We start from the raw sequence: 18,740 nt of genomic DNA, 5'->3' as shown, positions 1-18,740 counted from the left end.
GGGGCGGGCTTTAGCCCGTCCCAGTGAGCGAAGCGAACGGTTTGAACCGATTGTTAGGCCGTGATTTCAGCACGAGAACTCTCAGCTTGAATAGCAATTACTGCACCAGACATGAAGTCTATTGCTGTAAGCCAGTGCGGTTCTGCTTTTTGATTTGGTTCCACCACAATGACGCCATCAGCCCAATCTTCATTCACAAGATAACCAATTGAATTTATGCAGTTATCTTCTGAGAATGGTACGCCGGAATTACGAGGTAAAAATCGAAACTCACTAACACCAATAAACTCTACGCTCAACGTTTGTGGCGTTTCCGGAATTACCCAACTCCCCTTTGAACGTGACCAAGATAAAATGACTCTACGCTCGTCAATAAAATAATTAAAGCCCATGAAGTCGAAGTTATTGTGCAAGTCTAATTCGTAGTGATCTTTGACTAGGTATATTCCATCAATGATTTCGTAGTTTCGATTCATGGTGGCCTAACGTTTGGTTAAGGGGCGGGCTTTAGCCCGTCCCAGTGAGCGAAGCGAACGGTTTGAACCACTTGTTAGGCTATTATTTCTTGGTTTCAGAATGATCATTTGTTTTGTCGAGTATTTTCATTGTATGTGGGGAAAGCTGTATGTTATTGCTTTTACGCCATTCTTCTAGCCTGACAGTTTCGATGGTTTGACCAATTATTGCCGCTCTTAGTGCGTAATTCTTGCCTTCTATGTCAGCTAGTTCAATAACTCTCTGATATGCGTCAATTGCGCGTGCGTGGCCAAATTCTATGTGGCCAACTAGATATTTCTTTTGCAGGTGTTTTATGTATATGTGCTGGATAAACAGTGCGGATAGTAAAATTAAGACTAACGTAATCGTTGATATTTTCTTCAGCATAAGATTTGTTGAGCCTAACGTTTGGTTAAGGGGCCGGCTTTAGCCGGTCCCGAGTGAGCGAAGCGAGCGACTTGAACCAGTTGTTAGGAATGTACAGCACCAGAACGCTCTTTAAGCACTATTTCCTCCGGCACTAACACCTCTCCAGTTCTAACCTCAACAAGCATATACGATGCCTCGCGGACAACTTGAAGAAAGTCCTGCATAAGGCTCCAAGGGTCGCTGTATGGATTGAACCGAAACTCGATGTTCTCAAGCCTCCCATTTTCCCACCACAGTCTAATGTCTGATCCATAGTCCGCAGGTGATACATATTCTTCGGTTTCACCCCAAGAGTGCTCAATAGGCAATAAGCCACGAACTGCGATAAGGAATTGTTCGTTGGGTTCAGACGAATTCTCCCAAGGCGACAGCCCTTCTTGAATTTTATCCAGCGAGACATGGTTAATGGCAGGCTCGCCAAGAAAGGCGCGTGGGACAATTTCTAGTTTGTAGTGAAACGCGGCCAAGGGAATTCCTAACGATTAAGCTAAGGGGCGGGCTTTAGCCCGTCCCAGCGAACGAAGTGAGCGATTTGAGCGCATTGTTAGCAGCGATGCGAGCGCGATTGCTAAGCGCATGGGCCGTACTCAACAGTTATAAGAAAATTGCGCATGAACTCTGAGAAACTTTCAGGGGCTGATGGATAGAACGTAGCAGCGACTGACTGTGAAGCCAAGAAGAGGACCAAGTAAATTATTGGAAATAGAAGCTTGGAGCCTAAGGTGTTTAGCACTTGGTTCTTGAACGTGACGGAGCCAACGACAAATAGCAACGCAGAAATCCAGTAAGCTTGGATGTGCCAGTAGTAACCGCCGCATGAATATAGACCGAAGAAAATACCGCCTAATGCTGCCAGCGCGAGTGTGAATAAAACTAGGATATTTGCAGGGCTGCTGATTTTTATAGGCATGGTTGCTAACGATTGGCTAAGGGGCTGGCTTTAGCCAGTCCCAGTGAGCGCAGCGAACGATTTGAGCCACTTGTTAGGCCTGGCCTGCAATGCGCGATACTGCGGGCAACACAAAGCGGAAAGGCCGACACCGCCGGACTCAAGTTCTTGCGCGATAAATTTAATGTTTTAAGGCCTGCCATCGTACTTCCATGTGTTTACAGCGGACTATGAGTTTTTAGCGCGACGTGGTGTTGCGGTTGAAGCTTTACCCCAAAACAAAAAGTACCGGAGGTGCCTAACGTTTGGTTAAGGGGCGGGCTTTAGCCCGTCCCAGTGAGCGCAGCGAACGGTTTGAACCAGTTGTTAGGTTCTAACTGTAATGGAAAATAGCAACTCATTTGCTTCGCTTTTTATCCATGTTAAATAAAATTCCATAATTTTGTTTCTTGAGATTATTACGGTGTCCCTGTTAGAGGCAGTGTTAACAAAGCAAATACCGCTGTTTATTTGGCTTTCGCCGGCCCGGAAAGAATACCACTCGCTAACACCGATACCAGAGTTGTATAGGTGTTGAAGGAAGCTCATGGCTTGACCATATGTCATTTCTTTACTTTTTGCCGAGCTGCGCTCAAGCATTTTAATGATACCTAACTATAATTAGACGACATATCCATATCCGCACACAATTGCCATCGCTGGCAATAAGTATCCAAATCTGGCTATCTCGTATCCATATCTGACCATCAGCTATTGATGATCCGTTCTTGCAGCCCAAGCTCTACTGCTGCTTTGTAACTTAACAACCATGCCTTTTCTTCAGGCTGCCACTTACCGCCCGCCTGCTTTACCGTCAGTTGCATGTCCTTCTCATGAAAACCTACGCGCACGAATACAAACGCCGTTGCTTGTTTGGGCGTTTGGGTGCGGGTTTTCGGTGGTTTGTGTTTGCGTTCGACGATCAGTTCGACGGTGGTGTAGCTGATCTGTTGTTCGGCGTCGTGACGGTAGCGCACGGCAATCAGGTCGTCGCCGTAGCGTTCGACAAAGCGTTTGGTACCGTTTTTACCTGGTTTGAGGCTTTTTACAACGTCCATATCGTGCCCCGCTGGCGGCATTGTCCTGCAGGCAGTTTGCCCTCATCTGTATGGAGGCTCAAGCCGCGCGGTGTGTTGAGCCGAGCGTGTGTTATTGGCGCTCGCGTTTCGGCAATGCCGGGGCTGGCTCGAGAAAAATAGGGAGTTGTTCTCTATATCGACTTTAATTAACGCTGAGGAAACTCAACGAGTGGCGTTAATTTTTCTGCCCACGTGTGATGAGTGTTTTCCCCCATAGATTCCAGCGCGGTGGTCATGAATTCAATAAATACTCTGACTTTGGCTGGCAAGTAATCGCGCTTGGGATAAATCATAAATACGCCATTGTCTGGCTGTGGCGGTCTGTAGCAGGGATAAAGTGAGACCAGGGCGCCACTGTCCAAGCCGGGCTTTGCCAGAAAGTGTGGAAGCTGGGCAATGCCCAGGCCATCTGCACACATGTATGCCATGGCCTCACCATCATCCGTGATATGTCGGCGCTCTAGCTCATAAGGAAGGTATTCGCCGTGTCGGTTCGGCAAGAATATCGGCTGCAGTTGTTGTGTTTCTTTGATGCGAAACCCAATCCAGCTGTGCGTGTGGAAATCATCCGCGTGTTGCGGTGTGCCTTGCGTGTTGAGGTAGTGCGGTGAGGCGCAGACGAGAAAGTCCATTGGGCTGAGTCGTCGGGCTACCAGGCGGCTGTCTTTCACGTAGCCGGTACGCAGGGCGATATCAATGTCGTTGTCGATGACATCCAGATGCAGGTCATTGATCTCAAGTTCCAGCTTGATCGCGGGATAACGCTGGCAGAACGCGTGTAACAGGGGCCGGACATAGAGGTGGCCGTAGCAGACCGCCGAGTTGATGCGCAGGGTGCCGCAGGGGGAGTCATTCAGGTGCCGCAGTTCGTCCTCGCAGGAGTCGAGGTCTTGGAGCAGCTTGCGTACGGTATCGGCATAGTGTTTTCCCGCCGTGGTGGTACGCAATTGCCGCGTGCTGCGTTGAAACAGCGTGAGTTGCAGTTGAGCTTCCAGGCGGGCAATGGCTTTGCTGACGGTGGAAGGGTCGGTGTCACATACCTTCGCGGCGGCGGCGAAACTGCCGCCATCATGGGTGGCCAGAAATAGTTCTAATAAGCGCAGTTTGTCCATGGGCGAGTAGGCACATGCAGTTTGTCCGTGGGCGGAGCCTAGCATGAGCATTCGTGAATAGTATTCACGACTGATAGGGCAGGCGACCGTATGTTCATCTGGCAAGTACCGCATAAGAATTCAACAGCAGCGGCAGTCAACTCACTTTCATGAGGCGCTATGTTGAATATACGCATCGGTAACTCTCTGTTTATCTACCTGGCCATGGCATTTATTACCATGGCCGGGCTTTCCTATATTAATTTTCTGCCGGGTTTGGTTAATGCGCTCGCCGGCGCTATTGGCTTCTCTGATGTGGAAGCGGGGCAGATCATTGCGCTCAACGGTTATGGTGGATTGCTCGGCACTACGGCTGCAATTTTTCTGGTGAGCCGAATTCGTTGGCAGCCTGCAGTTTTTATATGTTTAGCAGTGCTGGCATTGATGGATATAGCCAGCGCCCGAATTGATGCCTATGAAGCAATGCTGGGCTGGCGCTTTGTGGCCGGTTTTTTTGGCGGTTTTAGCCTGGGTATTGCCTTTGCTGTACTGGCTCGTTTGAACAACCCTGACCGGGCGTTTGGCTGTTTGTTGTTTATCCAGTTCAGTGTGGGTGCGCTGGTTATTTATCTGTTGCCACTCCTTGAGAACTTCACCAATGCTCATGCCGTTTTTTATGTGATGGCCGGTTTGGCGTTGTTGAGTTTGTTGTTTGTCCTGCTAGTGGCAAACATCCCGCTCAATAACGCCTCAAGTGAGCCAGGCATCTTGTTCTCCGGTAAGTATCACCATGCCTTTCTACTGCTACTGGCAATCATGCTTTATCAAGTGGCTGCCAGTGCGATCTGGGCTTATGTTGGGCTGATTGGGCTGGCAGCGGGTCTCGCTGCTGAGCCGGTCAGTGTCTACATCGCAGCCACTGGGTTGTTAGGCCTGCTCGGCGCGATGGCTCCGATGATGATTGGCAAACGCCATGGCCGTTTGTCCTGGTTGCTACTCGGCGTCGCGATCTCGGCAAGCGCAGCGTTGCTGCTGATCTTTGCAGCACACCCTGTTCTTTATGTGCTGGCAATGGCGATGTTGTTTATCGCCTGGCCTGCTGTGCAGTCTTACTTGTTGGCTGTGACTGCTGGGCTGGACGCCAGTGGAAAACTGGCAACAACAGCGGCCGTTGTTTCGTTTGCCGGTTTGGCGACAGGTCCATTGCTGGCATCGGGGCTGCTTGAAAGCGGCAGTTATTTATTCATGCTGATTATTTGTGCCCTGATATTTCTATTGAGCGGCTTTGTTTTGTTTAGGCCGGTGCGCACTCAGGAGATGCGCGAGATTTCAATGGCTCGATGATCCTGAGTTCCGCTTGCGTTAATGACTCGTTTTTAGTGATTCATTTAACTCACAGATACTATTCAACGCAATGAGGTGTTTGAAGTGATTCGTTATGCACTTAATAAAATGTTGCTGGCGTTTAAACGCCGTTATAACTACGACGTGGGTTATCAGCAGGATATCTTGCAGGCTGACCTGGGTGCGTTTCTGAAGTTTATGGGCTTGCAAACCCTGTCTGCACATTCGGGTAAATTGCCCATGGGACCGCTGTATGCAGCGAGATTGCGCGCGATTATTTGGGATGATTGCGGGCCCTGTACGCAGCTGGTGGTCAACATGGCCCTGGAAGCGGGGCTTGATCCCGCACTGGTACGCGCACTGATTGATCGGGATTTGCCGCACCTCCCCGCGGAGCTTGCGTTGGTGGTGCGCTTTACAGAACAGGTGCTGGCGCACAACCCCGAAGCCGATGAACTGCGTGAGCAGATTCGCGCGCTGTGGGGTGACAAGGGGCTGATTGCCATTGGTTTTGCCATCAGCTCATACCGGGTCTATCCCGCGCTGAAATACGCCCTGGGTTACGGCAAGGCCTGCAGCCGAATTCAGGTCAATGAGTCGTTCCTGACGCCTACTCGTGAGCCTGCTTTGGCTGAGGAGGCAAGAGGTGTCTAACGCGCACAGCACAGCGCTGGCCTCGCTGCTGGGACTGGCGGCCATGGGCAATGGCGTCTTTATGACATTGGCGCCTGAAACCTGGTACTGGCTGGTGCCCGGTGTGCCGGATCGGGGGCCTTTCAACCAGCACTTCCTGCGCGACATCGGCATGATCTACCTGCTGATCGGCATCGCGTTTATCTACGGGGCGATTTACCTACGTCACCGCCTGCTGTTGTGGTTGCTGCCGACAGCCTGGTTGGTTGCCCATGCGCTCTTTCACATATGGGAGGTGCTGGTGGGCATCTGTGGGCCTGAGTCGCTGCTTGAGGATTTTGCCGGCGTGACATTGCCCGCCTTGCTGGCGGTATGGCTGCTCTACTCAAGCGGCAAGGTGCGGGCCGATGGGTAAACCACTACTGGCTCTGTTGCTGCTCGGTTTGGGGCTGCTGTTGGGCGCAGTAGCCGCTTTTGTCGTCCCCCGTCCGGCTGTGCCGCAAGCGATTGAGTGGCTGAGTGCACCCCGTAGCCTGGCGTCATTCAGGCTTGAGTCTGATCAGGGGGCGTTTACCCATCAGTCTTTGCGGGGGCGCTGGAGCATTGTGTTGTTTGGCTTTATGCACTGCCCGGATATTTGCCCGACAGGGTTGTCGCAGATGGCAGGCTTGGCTGCTCGTTTAGCCGAGCTGGGCGACGGCGCTGAGATGGCCTTTGTCTTTGTCTCGGTTGATCCGCAGCGCGACTCGGTGGCTGGGGTGGGGCAGTTTGTCAGGCACTTTGACGCGTCATTTCGTGGCGTGACGGGCAGCGAGGAACAATTGCTTCGGCTTGCCGGCAAGCTGGGTATCCAGTTTGCAGTTTCACCCGAGCCGGATCGCTATACGGTCGCTCATTCGCTGACCTTCTCAATTATTGATCCGCAAGGCCGCTTCGTTGGGCGTTTCCGGCCGGGGTTTGCTGCGGATCATCTGGCAAGAGAGCTGAGCTTCAGATTTTGAGCGAGCAGCGGGCCTATTAAGTTCCGCTGCTCGTTGGTCTGGCGGCGCTTCTGCGCAGTGTCGTCAGGCGCTATGTGGCGGAGGTGCGCGCCACTGGTGTCAGTCCGCCAGGCTCTGCAACAGCCGGTAGTAGAAGCCACTGGCATTGGCCAGCGTATCGATCGCCACGCGCTCGTTGGTGCCGTGCATGCGCGGCAGGTCTTCGCGCTCCATCAGCAGTGGGCTGAAGCGGAAGACGTTGTCGGTGAGCGGCTCGTAGTAACGCGAGTCGGTGCCGCCGACGGTGAGGTTGGGGCTGACCAGGGTGTTGCTGAAGCTCTGGCGGATTACCTCGGCGAACTGCTGATAGGCCTCGCCCCTGACATCGGATACCGCCGAGGGCTCGCGCCCGCCGGGCATGACTTTGACCTGAATCTGCTCATCCGCTACGGCGCTGCGTACGTGCTCTGCCACGCTGGCGATGCTGTCGCGCGGGTGGATGCGCAGGTTGAGGGTGGCGCGGGCGCTGGGCGGCAGGACGTTTTCCTTGATGCCGGCGCGCAGCAGGGTGGGCGACAGCGAGGTTTGCAGTTGCGCGGCACCGGCCGGCGAGGCGGCCAGTTGTTGTTCCACCAGCGGGCCGAACAGCCAGAGGTTGGCGAAGATCAATCGGTAGCCGAAGGATTGCGCCGGGGTGAAGCTGGCCAGCAGGTCGCCGGTGGGGCCGTCGAAGCCGCGCTGGAAGGGTGCGTCGCCGACCCGTTGCAGGGCCTGGCTCAAGCGGCCGATGGCGGTTTCATCAAAGGCCGGTGGCTGCGAGGAGTGGCCACCCTGGGCATTGGCTTGCAGGGTCAGGCTGACGTAGCCCTTTTCCGCAATACCGACCACGGCGACATCCTGGCTGACGCCGGGGATCTGTCCGCGCACCACAAAGCCGCCTTCATCGCTGACCCAGGCCAGGCGTTTGCCCTGTTCCTGCAACTGCGCGGCGATGCGTCGGTTGCCCTGATGGCCGCCGATTTCTTCATCGTGACCGAAGGCCAGCAGCACATCGCGTTGTGGCTGGAAGCCCTGAGCCATCAAGGTTTCCACCGCTTCGAGAATCGCCACCATCGAGCCTTTGCTGTCGATGGCGCCACGGCCCCAGACAAAGCCATCGGCAATCGCCCCGGAGAACGGCGGGTGGGTCCACAGCTCTTCGGTGCCGGGCGCGACGGGTACCACGTCCTGATGCGCCATTAGCAGGGCGGGGGGCAGTTGACTGTCCTTGCCCGGCCAGCGCAGCAGGATGCTTGGGCTGCCGGTGGCGAGCGGCTCGGTGTTGGCGGTGACCTGTGGGTAACGCTGCGCCAGCCACTCACGCAGGCCGGTGAAAGCGGCGTTGCTGGCCGCCAGTTGGCTGGCCGGCGCGCCGACCTGATGCGACAGGGTCGGCAGGCGAATGGCGGCCGCCAGGCTCTCGGCGGCGCGTTGGCCATCCAGCCCTTGAGGCAGGCTGACCGGCGCGCGGTTGTATGCCGTAGCCGGCAGTAGCAGGGTACGCCCGACCACCACGGCCACCAGGCCGAGCAGGATGATCAGCAGAAGCAGTAACAGACGTTTCATCGCCGTTCTCCTTGGCTTATGGGCGCAGAATCAGCTGGCTGCGGCTGTTGGCTTTGATCGCTTCGGCATCCAGGTGCATCGGCACGTACTCGCCACGAATATAGCGTTCGGCCTGGTCCTTGTAGTGCTGATCAAACAGCACACCGCTCTGGCCGACTGGGTTGATGCCCAGGGCGCTGCCGGCATCGGCGAGGTCGATCAGGCGGCGGGTCGAGGGGCCGTACACCACCGACCAGGGCGCCGGGCCGACCGGTTGCGAGAGGTTGTTCGGCGTTTCATGACCACCTGGTGCGGCAAATGCGCCGACGTTGAACAGTTTATCCAGCGGCTTTTGCTGGCCCAGCGGGTGGCTGTGGGTGAGGGTGTGCGCGCTGCCCCAGGCCCATTTCGCGCTGTCGTCACCGAGGGTGCTGCGCAGGTGAGCGAGGCTGGCCTGCCAGGCGGCTTTGACGGTATCGGCGCGGCTTTCCACGGCGTCGCTGCCGCGCTTGTCCCACCAGGGCGAGCTGGCATCGGCGGCCAGACGCGGCAGGGCGCTGTCGAGCACGCGGGTTTGCAGCAGGTTGGCGAAGAAGACTTCGCTCAGCTCATCGGCCATGGCTTCGCGCGCCAACTGGTAAACCAGCTGGTTGAACAATGTGGCGGCGGTGTTCTCGACCTGGTGCTGGCCATCCCAGCTCAGCAGTTGCTCGACCAGTGCCTGCTCTTCGCTGCCAGTGGCTGCAGCCCGCAAGTCAGCGGCCAGCGGCGCGAGCAGGCGTTGCGGGTAGCCGGTGCCGGGCTCCAGTTGCAGCGCCTGGCTGTTGTGCACGTCCCACTTCACGCTGTCGTCGCGCAGGCGTTCGTCCAGGCGCTGGCCGCGATCGGCCAGGTTGTAGTAGCCCGGCACTTCCATGCCAGTCGGCGACACGGGCTGGTAGTTGGCGGAGAGGATATAGCCGCGCGCGGGGTTCTCCTCCTGCGGGTTGGCGCTGAACGGGTAGTAGCCGTCTTTGTCCGCCTCACCGTTGCTGCCGTCGAGGATAAAGCTCGGGTTGACCCCGGCCGGGCGGCGCGGCAGTTTCGCCGCCGCCCACCAGCCGATATCGCCCGTGGCGTTGGCCCACACCACGTTCAATCCGGGCGCTTCGATGTGCTCGGCGGCGGTGCGGGCCTGCTCTAGGCTGGCTGCGCGGTTGAGCTGATAGAAGCCATCGAGGATCGGGTTTTCGGTTTCCAGGAACGCCCACCACATGGCAATCGGCGTGCTGCCGACGGTTTCGCCCAGGGCGCTGTTGATGATCGGGCCGTGCGGCGAGCGGCGGATGGTCAGGCGCACCGGCTCGGCATCCTTGACGCTGATCAGCTCTTCGCGGCTTTGCAGCTCGACCCACTGACCGCGATACCAGACCTGATTGGGGTTGTCCGGGTTGGTTTTCTCGGCGATCAGGTCGAGGTCATCGTTCTGGAACATGGTGATGCTCCAGGCAAAGTCGCGGTTATGCCCCAGCGAGGCCACCGGGTTAAGCGCCTGGTGATGGCCGTACAGGCTGAAACCGGGGTAGCTCAGGTTGGCTTCGTACCACACCGACGGCACCGCGAAGCGGATATGCGGGTCGCCGGCCAGCAGCGGTTTGCCGCTGGCGGTGCGGCTGCCGGACACCGCCCAGGCGTTACTGCCCTCGAACTGCGGCAGGCCGGCATCCAGCAGCGCGGCGTGGCTCAGCTCGGCGATGGCGTTGAGGTCCTGCCAGTCGCCAGCGGCGAGGTGCTGACCGACCACGCCTTGCGGGTGCCAGTCGAGGTCAAAGGCCTTGAGGTAATCGGCGCCCAGCTGATCGCGGATATGCGTCAGCACCGGCTCGGTGCGGAAGGCGGCAGCAAAGCTGTAGGCCATATAGCCGGCGACGCTGAGGGTATCGGCGACATTGAACGGGCGTTTTTCGATGCCCAGCACATCGAACTCGATCGGTGCCGGGTGGCTGGCCTGATAGTGGTTCACGCCATCCAGATAAGCCTGCAGCGCTTTGCTGGCCGGGGCATTCAGGTCCAGCTTGGCGGCGTAGCGGTCGGCGTGTTCGCGGATGCCCAGGGTGCGGAACAGGCGGTCGGTGTCGACCAGTTTGCTGCCGAGCACTTCGGCCAGTTCGCCACGGGCCAGGCGGCGAAGGATTTCCATCTGAAACAGACGGTCCTGGGCATGCACATAGCCCAGCGCGCGGTACATATCGGCTTCGTTCTGCGCCTGGATATGCGGCACACCGCGCTCGTCGTAATCCACCGTGACCGGCGCTTGCAAGCCGCTCAGTGACAGTTCGCCGGCGCGTTGCGGCTGCTTGCTGTCGATATACCAGTAAGCGCCGGCGGCGCTGGCGGCCACAATCAGGGCAAGGGCAGTCAGGGTGCGTTTCATCTGGGAATCCTTGTTATTGGTTTTATCAGGCTGCGCTGGACAGCACACGTAGGTTGGCGTTGAGCGCAGCGAAGCCCAACCAGCCGTCCTGTTATTGGCATTACACAGCCTGCTTATCAGCCCTGCCATTGTGCGGGCTGCTGCGTGGTGCGGCATTGACCAAACAGCGCAAGAGTGAAAGTCTTTGGTCAATTCGAGAGACCTTTATGCAACACGATCCGCACAACAGCATCGCCAGCGCACTGACCCATTCCTCCACCCTGCGCCGCCTGCTTTATGAGGCCCTGGCCGCGCTGGGGCTGGACCCGACCGACACCTATCGCCAGGCCTATCAGGGCGTGGTGCTGGCGCCGCCGCTGCTCAATGCCCGTGAGGATCACGACAACGCGCCGCGCTTCTGGGGGGCGCTGGCCGGCATCAGTGGTGATGTGGATATCGGCCTGCACCTCGGCGAGCGGATGCAGCCACGGCCGATGGATGTGGTGGGTTACCTGCTGCTGGCCAGCCGCGATCTGGGCCAGGCGCTAGAGAGCTTTGTGCGCTTTCAGCACATTCTTTCCGGCGGATTTGCCGCGCGCCTGGAGCTGGAAGGCGAGCAGGCGCGGCTGATCTTCGACCTCAATTACCGTGGCGTCGGCTCGTTGCGCCAGCAGATGGAGTGCCTGGCGCTGTTGCTGCAGAAGATGCTCGCCAGCGTCAACGACAGCGGCTTTGCGCTCGACGGCGTGGAGTTTCGCCACCCGGCCCCACGCCGGCTCAGCGAGCATCGCCGGCTGTTCGGCCTGCTGCCGCGTTTTGCCCAGGCGCATGACGCGCTGATCTTCCCGCGCGCCTGGCTCAGCCGCCCCTCGCGCAGCGCCAACCCGCGGCTGTTCGCGGTGCTCTGGGCGCAGGCGGAAGTGGAACTGGCCGAGCTGGAAGAAAACCAGCTGCTCAACCGCGTGCGCTACTGGCTGGAGGTCAACCTGGGTGTGCAGCTATGCGACCTGCCGCGTTGCGCCACCGCCCTGGGTTACAGCGTCAGCGGGCTGCAGCGGGCGCTGGCCGAACAGCAGCAGAGCTTTCGCCAGTTGCATGATGAAGTGCGCCGCCTGCGTGCGCAGACTCTGCTCGACAGCGGCCTGGCCATCCGTGAAGTGGCGCGCGCCTGCGGTTTTGCCGAGCTGTCACCGTTCTACCGCGCGTTCAAGCGCTGGCAGGGTGCGACGCCGCAGGGCTTTCGCCGACAGTCGGTTGTTGGGATGACGGCGGCAGACTGATCTAGCCTTTCCACACAGGCCAGAGGTAGTGCTTATGTGGCGAGTGATCGTGAGTGGAGTGTGGGTGCTGCTGGGGCTGCCCTGTCTGGCCGCGCAGCCGGTGCAGATCTGTCTGGGCGACAGCAACGAGTGGCCGCCCTACACCTACTGGCAGCGGGTCGATGGCGAGGTGGATCGCAACCACCTGACCGGCTCGGCCAGCACCCTGGTGCTGACGGCGCTGCAGCGTCAGGGCTTGACGTATGACGTGCACTACATGCCTTGGGCGCGGGTGCAGCAGGAGCTGGCGGATTTTGCCAGCAAGGGCCGCTGCGAACTGACCTGGGATGCCAGCTACAACGCCGAGCGCGCGGCCTACGCGCATTACAGTGCGCGCCTCTACGAAACGCGCCTTGGGCTGTTCTATTCCGCTCAGCGCTTTGCCGAAGTGCCGTTGCCGGCCTTGCTGCAGAACCTGCAACCGTATCGGGTGTGCGGGGTGATCGGCTACAACTATCAGCCGTTTGGCGTGGGTGAGCCGATCAAGCGCTTCCCCAGCGTCCAGCAGAATCTGGATATGCTGCAGCGTCAGCGCTGCGACTTTTTCCCCAGTGAGATCGAGCCGTTGTATGGCGGTTTGGCGTTGGGTATCTATCAGGGCCATGAGCAACTGCGCCATGTGCCGCTGGTCGCCACCAAGGCGTTCTTTCTACTGGTCAGCAAGGGCTCGCCGCGCGGTGAAAGTCTGGTCAGAGAATTTGATCGGCAGCTCGAACAGTTGCAGGCCAGTGGTGAGGCGCAGCAGATCTTTCAGCGCTTTACCCCGGATGGCCTGAGATAGTCAGTGGCTCTGCCAGTCGCAGAAACAGCCCACCGCCAGGGTGTTACTGGCATTGACCGGGCGTTCGGCAATCAGCGCCTGCAGAATCGGCTCGATAAAGCTGTTGCTGGAGGTGCACACGGCGCCTTCACTGTAGGGGCCGAAGTAGGCCAGCTGACCCTGGCGATCCCAGATTGCTACCGCCGGGCTGGCGGGAATCTGCGCACTGCCCGTCAGCTCAGGCAGTGGTTGCAGGGCGCTCAGGGTGCTGGGCAGTTGGCCGCTGCTGCCAGGTTTTTGCACGGCATAAAAGCGCACGTCCTGGGGGGTGAAACGTTCGATCAGCTCGGCCAGGTGTTGCTGGTTGCCGACATTGCACGGGCAGGCTGGGTCCCAGAAATGCACCAGGCGGATTGGTCCGGGGCCGGCTAGCTCATCGGGCAGACGCAGTTGTTCGCCGTAGAACAGCGCGGTCTGCTCGCTGAAGCTGCGCAGGTAGCGCGCTTCATACCACCAGTAGGCGGCCAGCATGGCGGCGGCCCAGAGCAGAATCAGCAGGCTGGCGAGCAGGGTCTTGCGCGTGGGTCGAGTCATGATGAGTTTTCGCTGAACAGGCGCGCAGCTTGCCATGACTGGCGCGACAGCTGAATATCCGCAACCTGATGACGTCGGCCCGGATGGCCGGAACTTCCCCGCATGAATGATGGAAAGCCAATGCCTGAGCCGTTCCAGCCGGAAAACCTGCTTGCCAGTCTGCGACCCTTGGCCGCAGCCGTTGACCTGTCTGCGGGCGAGCAGGCTTATCGGCAGTTCTACGGTTTCAGCGACACCTGGGCGGCACGCAGCCGTATGGGCACGCTGCAGGCGGCGGGCTACCAGATCGCCGTACAGGCCTGGTGGCCGGAGCAGCCGCGCGCCACGCTGGTGCTGCTGCATGGCTATTACGACCACGTTGGCCTGTATCGCCATGTAATCCAGTGGGCGCTGGGTATGGGCTTTGCGGTGCTGGCTTTCGACCTGCCTGGGCACGGCCTGTCCAGCGGTGCGCGCGCCAGCATCGGCGCGTTCAGCGAGTATCAAGCGGTGTTGCAGGCGGTATTGGCTGAAGCAGCTGCGCTAGAGCTGCCACAGCCCTGGCACCTGTGCGGACAAAGCACCGGCGGGGCGATCCTGATCGACTACCTGCTGACCGGCAGCCCGGGCGCGGCAATCGGCGAAACCATCCTGCTGGCGCCGCTGGTGCGGCCGCGTGCCTGGGGTTGGTCGCAGTTCAGTTACCGCATCATGAAACGCTTTGTCAGCGAGATTCCCCGGCGTTTCAGCGTCAATTCCAGCGATGCCGAGTTTATCGACTTCGTTCATCACCAGGACCCGTTGCAGCCACGCAACCTGCCGACCGCCTGGGTGGGTGCGCTCAGCCAGTGGGTGCCGCATATCGAAGCCGCGCCACGCAGTACACGCAGCCCGTTGATCATTCAGGGGGAGGCCGACATGACGGTGGCCTGGCGCTACAACCTGCGGGTGCTGCAGGACAAGTTCGCCGCCCCGCAGATTCTGCGTCTGCCCGAGGCGCGGCACCACCTGGCCAACGAAGCGCCAGCCTTGCGCCAGCGCTATTTCGAGTTTCTCAGCCAGCGGTTGAGCTAATCAGATACCACGCGGCGCCGGAGCCAGACTGGCGCTGCTCTGACCAACCGCCAAGCCGCTGCGGATGGCTGCCAGCGCTGCCTGGTAGTAGCTCTTGCCGCTTTCTGACTGGGCAAAGCTGACAAACTCTTCCAGCTCCGGGTCGCTCAGCTCGCGGTAGACGTGCAGCAGGGTGTTATCCAGATCCGCGCCGATCTGCTCCATCAAGCGCTGGCGTTGGCCATTGAGCATGGCCTGGGCGCTGTCGCCACCGAGCAGGCCGGGGAGCATCTGGCTAAGGCTGTCGGCGGCGACACCGGCCAGGGCCAGGCTGACTTCGGCACCGGCTTCCCGCGCCGGTAGCGCCTGGGCCAGATGGCGAATCAGCAGGCGGCGGGTGGCGCTGGCCTCACTGCGCGGCAGACCGTTGGCGTAGCGCGCCAGTTGATCGTTGCGGGTGGCGAGCAGCTCGGCATCGACAATCTTGCGGCCCAGGGGCGACTGGAAGAACTGCAGCGCGCTGGCCGGATTGCCGAGGTTATTCCGCAGGCCCTGTTGCGCACGTTGATCCACCGCCGCGGCGGCAAAGCGCTGGTTGCTGTTGTTGACCAGCGCCTGATACACCGCGGGCGGCAGGCTGCTGCGGTAGCGTTCCTGGGCGGCCTGCAGGGCGTCGCTGAAGTGCATGCGCTGTTGCGGCCAGCCGGCCGCCTGATACAACTGCAGGTAATCGTCAGCCAGGACAGGCAGGCTAAGCAGCAGGGCCAGTACAACGGAAAGGGCGCGCATAGGGACTCCATTCAGGGGCGGCTATTTTCTGCGGCATGCTGACGCTTGTCGAGGCTCGGCAGGGCGCTGGTAGAATCGCCGGCATGACGACCGATACCCACAGCGCACTTCTGACCCGCATCGTTGACGACCTGGCCGAACAGGGTTGGTCGCTACAGCCGCAGTTTATTGCTTCCTCTCTGACCCTCGAACTGGCCGAAGAGTGCCGTAACCGTGCCGCACAAGGTGCATTGGCGCCCGCCGGCGTCGGCCGTGGCGCGCAGCAGCAGGTGCGCGAAGGGGTGCGCGGTGACCATATTCAGTGGCTGGAGGTGGGGCAGGCGGATGCTTGTGATCAGTACCTGCAGATCGTTGATGAGCTGCGGCTGGCGCTGAACCAGTGCCTGTACCTGGGGCTGGAGGATTTTGAGGGGCACTTTGCCCTGTATCCGCCGGGGGCGTTCTATCAGAAGCACGTAGACCGTTTTCGCGACGATGATCGTCGCGCAGTGTCGGCGGTGTTCTATCTCAATGAAGATTGGCAGGCCGAACAGGGCGGCGCGCTGCGTTTGTATTTGCCGAACGGCGAGACCCGTGATGTGTTGCCGCAGGCGGGCAGCCTGCTGCTGTTTCTATCCGCCGACATGCCCCATGAGGTCTTGCCGGCCAACCGTGATCGACTGTCGCTGACCGGCTGGTTTCGTCGCCGGGGTAATGGGCCGCTGTAACGCTACTCAGTGGCCCCAGACCTTAAAGGTGCCACGCAGATCAGTGATATCGCGCATCTCGATGCTGCCCAGGCGGCTTTCGCCCACATACATATCGGCGGCGAGGCGTACGCGAATGCGCTGGGCCGGGATGCCGCTGGCCACCAACTGTTCGTTGATGGTTGTGAGGTCGGGCAAGGTCAGTTGCAGTTGCTGCTGACCGCTACCATTGGTCACCACGTCGATCTTCAGCGTGGGCAGGTTGACGCCGAAAAATGGCAGGGTCAGGCCCAGTTGCGCGGCACCGAAGGCGAAGCTGCCGCCAGAGCCGTTCGGGCAACTGGCGGGCGTGGTGCAGCCGTTGTCGATTTTCACATTGCGCAGCGAGGCGCTGCCGCCATCGTCATTCCAGCTGACCCGACCAATCGTCGCCAGCACATCGGTGCGGATGCTGATGCCGGCCTGACCGCTGATTTCGCTCAGGCTTTGGTTGTCCATCGGCAGCAGGGCCGCCTGGCTTGGCAGGGTGCAGACCGCAAGGCTGGCGGCGAGTGACAGGGCAAGGGTGCGAAGTGGGCGATGCATGGAGGTGTCCTCGACTAGAGTGCCGAGAGTCTGTGCCGGGCCTGGCGTGCGCGCTATCGGAGCGCGTTGCTTCCCGCCGAAGGATAGGCCGGCACCGTGCGCGAAGTGGCTGCCCTGCGTGATGTGCTTGGCAATTTGCTGGGTGGCCCGTCCCTTTGATCGGCGGCCAGGCCAGGCGGTAACCTGGCCGTGTTACGGCAAGTGACCAATGAGTGTGAGTGATGCAGAAGATTCTGGTGAGCCGCTGCCTGCTGGGCCAGCGCGTGCGTTATGACGGCGGCGCCCACGGCCCGTTCAACCTGCTGGAGCGTTGGCAGCGGGAAGGCCGCATTGTGCCGCTGTGCCCGGAAGTGGCTGGCGGCCTGCCGACGCCGCGTGCGCCGGCGGAAATTGCCGGTGGCCAGGGCGCGCAGGTACTCGATGGACTGCTACCAGTGCTGACGGTGGAGGGCGAGGATGTCACGGCGGCTTTTGTTGAGGGTGCTCAGCAGGCTCTGGCCCTGGTGGCGCAGCATGGCATCCGCCTGGCACTGCTCAAGGCACGCAGTCCCTCATGCGGTAACCGGGAGACTTATGACGGCAGCTTCAGTGGCACCAAAGTCACCGGTGAAGGAGTGACCGCAGCGGCTTTGCGCCGCGCTGGGGTGCAGGTGTTTAGCGAAGAAGAGCTGCCGGCTGCGGAAGCTGCGTTGCGCGAATTAGAAACCTGATCCGCCTCCCACAGGGTTGCGGCGTCACCATAGAAAAAGGGAGGCCGAAGCCTCCCTTTTTCGTTGTCGCAGTGCTTAGAACAGCACGCGGCTACGGATGGTGCCTTTAACGTGCTGCAGCTTCTCCAGCGCCAGGTCGGAGTACTCGGCGTCGACGTCGATGACCACGTAGCCAACCTTGTCGTTGGTCTGCAGGAACTGGCCAGAGATGTTGATGCCGTTCTCGGCGAATACGTTGTTGATCTCGCTCATCACGCCCGGGATGTTGGCGTGGATATGCAGCAAGCGGTGTTTGCCCGGGTGCGCCGGCAGGGCCACTTCGGGGAAGTTGACCGAAGACACCGAGGTGCCGTTGTCGCTGTATTTGACCAGCTTCTCGGCCACTTCCAGGCCGATGTTGGCCTGGGCTTCGGCAGTCGAGCCGCCGATATGCGGCGTCAGGATCACGCGATCCAGGCCACGCAGCGGGCTTTCGAATTCTTCGTCGTTGGACTTCGGCTCGACCGGGAACACGTCGATGGCGGCGCCGATCAGGTGCTCGTCCTTGATTGCGGCAGCCAGGTGCTCCAGCTCGACCACGGTGCCTCGTGCGGCGTTGATCAGAATGCCGCCTTTTTTCATCGCGCGGATTTCCTTCTCGCCGATCATCCACTGGGTGGATGGCAGCTCAGGCACGTGCAGCGACACGATGTCGCACATGCCCAGCAGGTCATGCAGCTTGGCGATCTGGGTGGCGTTGCCCAGCGGCAGCTTGGTCACGGTGTCGTAGAAGAACACCTGCATGCCCATGGCTTCGGCGAGTACCGAGAGCTGGGTGCCGATCGAGCCGTAACCGACGATACCCAGCTTCTTGCCGCGGATTTCGAAGGAGTTGGCTGCCGATTTGATCCAGCCACCACGGTGGCAGGAGGCGTTTTTCTCGGGGATGCCGCGCAGCAGCAGGATGGCCTGGGCCAGTACCAGCTCGGCCACCGAGCGGGTGTTCGAATACGGTGCGTTGAACACGGCGATACCGCGCTCGCGGGCGGCGTCGAGGTCAACCTGGTTGGTGCCGATGCAGAAGCAGCCCACAGCCACCAGGCGCTTGGCGCAGTCAAAGACTTCGGCGGTCAGCTGGGTGCGCGAACGGATACCGATAAAGTGCGCGTCGGCGATCTTTTCTTTCAGTTCGTCGTCGGAGAGTGCGCCCTTGAGGTACTCGATGTTGGTGTAACCAGCGGCCTTCAGGGTGTCCACTGCATTCTGGTGGACGCCTTCAAGAAGAAGGAACTTGATCTTGCTCTTGTCGAGAGAGGTCTTGCTCATCG

General features: G+C 59.6%; 19 protein-coding genes. 9 read left to right on the top strand and 10 right to left on the bottom strand.

Going from position 1 to position 18,740, the window contains the following annotated elements:
* Positions 1–53: 53 nt before the first annotated feature.
* From ACOCLD_RS01985 to ACOCLD_RS01970, 4 genes are all read right to left on the bottom strand, one after another.
* Positions 54–476 (bottom strand): hypothetical protein, encoded by a 423-nt coding sequence (locus ACOCLD_RS01985; protein ID WP_422910649.1) that lies wholly within the window; start codon positions 474–476, stop codon positions 54–56.
* Positions 477–968: 492 nt separating this feature from the next.
* Complete coding sequence (locus tag ACOCLD_RS01980) at positions 969–1,394, bottom strand: hypothetical protein (protein ID WP_422910648.1); 426 nt, start codon at positions 1,392–1,394, stop codon at positions 969–971.
* Between the two features lie 1,168 nt (positions 1,395–2,562).
* The gene (locus ACOCLD_RS01975) at positions 2,563–2,913 is read right to left on the bottom strand and encodes a hypothetical protein (RefSeq protein ID WP_422910647.1); all 351 of its coding nucleotides are present in this window, start codon (positions 2,911–2,913) and stop codon (positions 2,563–2,565) included.
* A gap of 167 nt (positions 2,914–3,080) precedes the next feature.
* Complete coding sequence (locus ACOCLD_RS01970) at positions 3,081–4,046, bottom strand: LysR family transcriptional regulator (protein ID WP_422910646.1); 966 nt, start codon at positions 4,044–4,046, stop codon at positions 3,081–3,083.
* Positions 4,047–4,205: 159 nt separating this feature from the next.
* On the opposite strand from ACOCLD_RS01970, the gene ACOCLD_RS01965 reads away from it, so the two are divergent.
* The 4 genes from ACOCLD_RS01965 to ACOCLD_RS01950 all read left to right on the top strand — a co-directional run bounded on the left by ACOCLD_RS01965 (position 4,206) and on the right by ACOCLD_RS01950 (position 7,003).
* Positions 4,206–5,369, top strand: coding sequence for an MFS transporter (locus ACOCLD_RS01965; RefSeq protein ID WP_422910645.1), 1,164 nt, complete (start codon positions 4,206–4,208; stop codon positions 5,367–5,369).
* Positions 5,370–5,444: 75 nt separating this feature from the next.
* The gene (locus ACOCLD_RS01960) at positions 5,445–6,023 is read left to right on the top strand and encodes a hypothetical protein (RefSeq protein WP_422910644.1); all 579 of its coding nucleotides are present in this window, start codon (positions 5,445–5,447) and stop codon (positions 6,021–6,023) included.
* Positions 6,016–6,417, top strand: a complete 402-nt coding sequence (locus ACOCLD_RS01955) for a hypothetical protein (protein ID WP_422910643.1) — start codon at positions 6,016–6,018, stop codon at positions 6,415–6,417. Before ACOCLD_RS01960 ends, ACOCLD_RS01955 begins: the two co-directional genes overlap by 8 nt.
* The gene (locus tag ACOCLD_RS01950) at positions 6,410–7,003 is read left to right on the top strand and encodes an SCO family protein (protein ID WP_422910642.1); all 594 of its coding nucleotides are present in this window, start codon (positions 6,410–6,412) and stop codon (positions 7,001–7,003) included. The genes ACOCLD_RS01955 and ACOCLD_RS01950 overlap by 8 nt, the downstream gene beginning before the upstream one ends.
* Before the next feature lie 99 nt (positions 7,004–7,102).
* On the opposite strand, the gene ACOCLD_RS01945 is transcribed toward ACOCLD_RS01950, so the two are convergent.
* Together ACOCLD_RS01945 and ACOCLD_RS01940 are read right to left on the bottom strand one after the other, a co-directional pair.
* Positions 7,103–8,587, bottom strand: coding sequence for a M20 family peptidase (locus ACOCLD_RS01945; protein ID WP_422910641.1), 1,485 nt, complete (start codon positions 8,585–8,587; stop codon positions 7,103–7,105).
* 16 nt (positions 8,588–8,603) lie between these two features.
* A complete protein-coding gene (locus ACOCLD_RS01940; protein ID WP_422910640.1) occupies positions 8,604–10,979 on the bottom strand; it encodes a penicillin acylase family protein in 2,376 nt (791 codons plus the stop codon).
* Positions 10,980–11,185: 206 nt separating this feature from the next.
* Here ACOCLD_RS01940 and ACOCLD_RS01935 point away from each other — a divergent pair, with 206 nt between their 5' ends.
* Positions 11,186–12,238, top strand: a complete 1,053-nt coding sequence (locus ACOCLD_RS01935; protein WP_422910639.1) for an AraC family transcriptional regulator — start codon at positions 11,186–11,188, stop codon at positions 12,236–12,238.
* 34 nt (positions 12,239–12,272) lie between these two features.
* On the top strand, positions 12,273–13,058 hold the full coding sequence (locus ACOCLD_RS01930; protein ID WP_422910638.1) for a substrate-binding periplasmic protein: 786 nt from the start codon (positions 12,273–12,275) through the stop codon (positions 13,056–13,058).
* Here ACOCLD_RS01930 and ACOCLD_RS01925 read toward each other — a convergent pair whose 3' ends face one another.
* Complete coding sequence (locus ACOCLD_RS01925; RefSeq protein WP_422910637.1) at positions 13,059–13,667, bottom strand: DUF6436 domain-containing protein; 609 nt, start codon at positions 13,665–13,667, stop codon at positions 13,059–13,061.
* 84 nt (positions 13,668–13,751) lie between these two features.
* On the opposite strand from ACOCLD_RS01925, the gene ACOCLD_RS01920 reads away from it, so the two are divergent.
* Positions 13,752–14,684: an alpha/beta hydrolase gene (locus ACOCLD_RS01920; RefSeq protein ID WP_422910636.1), complete on the top strand. Its 933-nt coding sequence runs from the start codon at positions 13,752–13,754 to the stop codon at positions 14,682–14,684.
* Here ACOCLD_RS01920 and ACOCLD_RS01915 read toward each other — a convergent pair whose 3' ends face one another.
* Positions 14,685–15,452, bottom strand: coding sequence for a hypothetical protein (locus ACOCLD_RS01915; RefSeq protein ID WP_422910635.1), 768 nt, complete (start codon positions 15,450–15,452; stop codon positions 14,685–14,687).
* An 83-nt stretch (positions 15,453–15,535) separates the two neighbouring features.
* On the opposite strand from ACOCLD_RS01915, the gene ACOCLD_RS01910 reads away from it, so the two are divergent.
* Positions 15,536–16,159, top strand: coding sequence for a 2OG-Fe(II) oxygenase (locus tag ACOCLD_RS01910; RefSeq protein ID WP_422910634.1), 624 nt, complete (start codon positions 15,536–15,538; stop codon positions 16,157–16,159).
* 6 nt (positions 16,160–16,165) lie between these two features.
* On the opposite strand, the gene ACOCLD_RS01905 is transcribed toward ACOCLD_RS01910, so the two are convergent.
* Positions 16,166–16,723, bottom strand: coding sequence for a DUF6160 family protein (locus tag ACOCLD_RS01905; protein WP_422910633.1), 558 nt, complete (start codon positions 16,721–16,723; stop codon positions 16,166–16,168).
* Positions 16,724–16,944: 221 nt separating this feature from the next.
* On the opposite strand from ACOCLD_RS01905, the gene ACOCLD_RS01900 reads away from it, so the two are divergent.
* Positions 16,945–17,433 (top strand): DUF523 domain-containing protein, encoded by a 489-nt coding sequence (locus ACOCLD_RS01900; protein WP_422910632.1) that lies wholly within the window; start codon positions 16,945–16,947, stop codon positions 17,431–17,433.
* A 75-nt stretch (positions 17,434–17,508) separates the two neighbouring features.
* Here the strand turns inward: ACOCLD_RS01900 and serA are convergent, their stop codons facing one another.
* The gene (gene serA, locus ACOCLD_RS01895) at positions 17,509–18,738 is read right to left on the bottom strand and encodes a phosphoglycerate dehydrogenase (protein WP_257778924.1); all 1,230 of its coding nucleotides are present in this window, start codon (positions 18,736–18,738) and stop codon (positions 17,509–17,511) included.
* Positions 18,739–18,740: the final 2 nt, after the last annotated feature.

Origin of the sequence: Pseudomonas cimarronensis (assembly GCF_049331905.1) — a bacterium.
Lineage (GTDB): Bacteria > Pseudomonadota > Gammaproteobacteria > Pseudomonadales > Pseudomonadaceae > Aquipseudomonas.
Note: the sequence above shows the minus strand (reverse complement) of the source record. Positions and strands in the feature narration are given on the sequence as shown.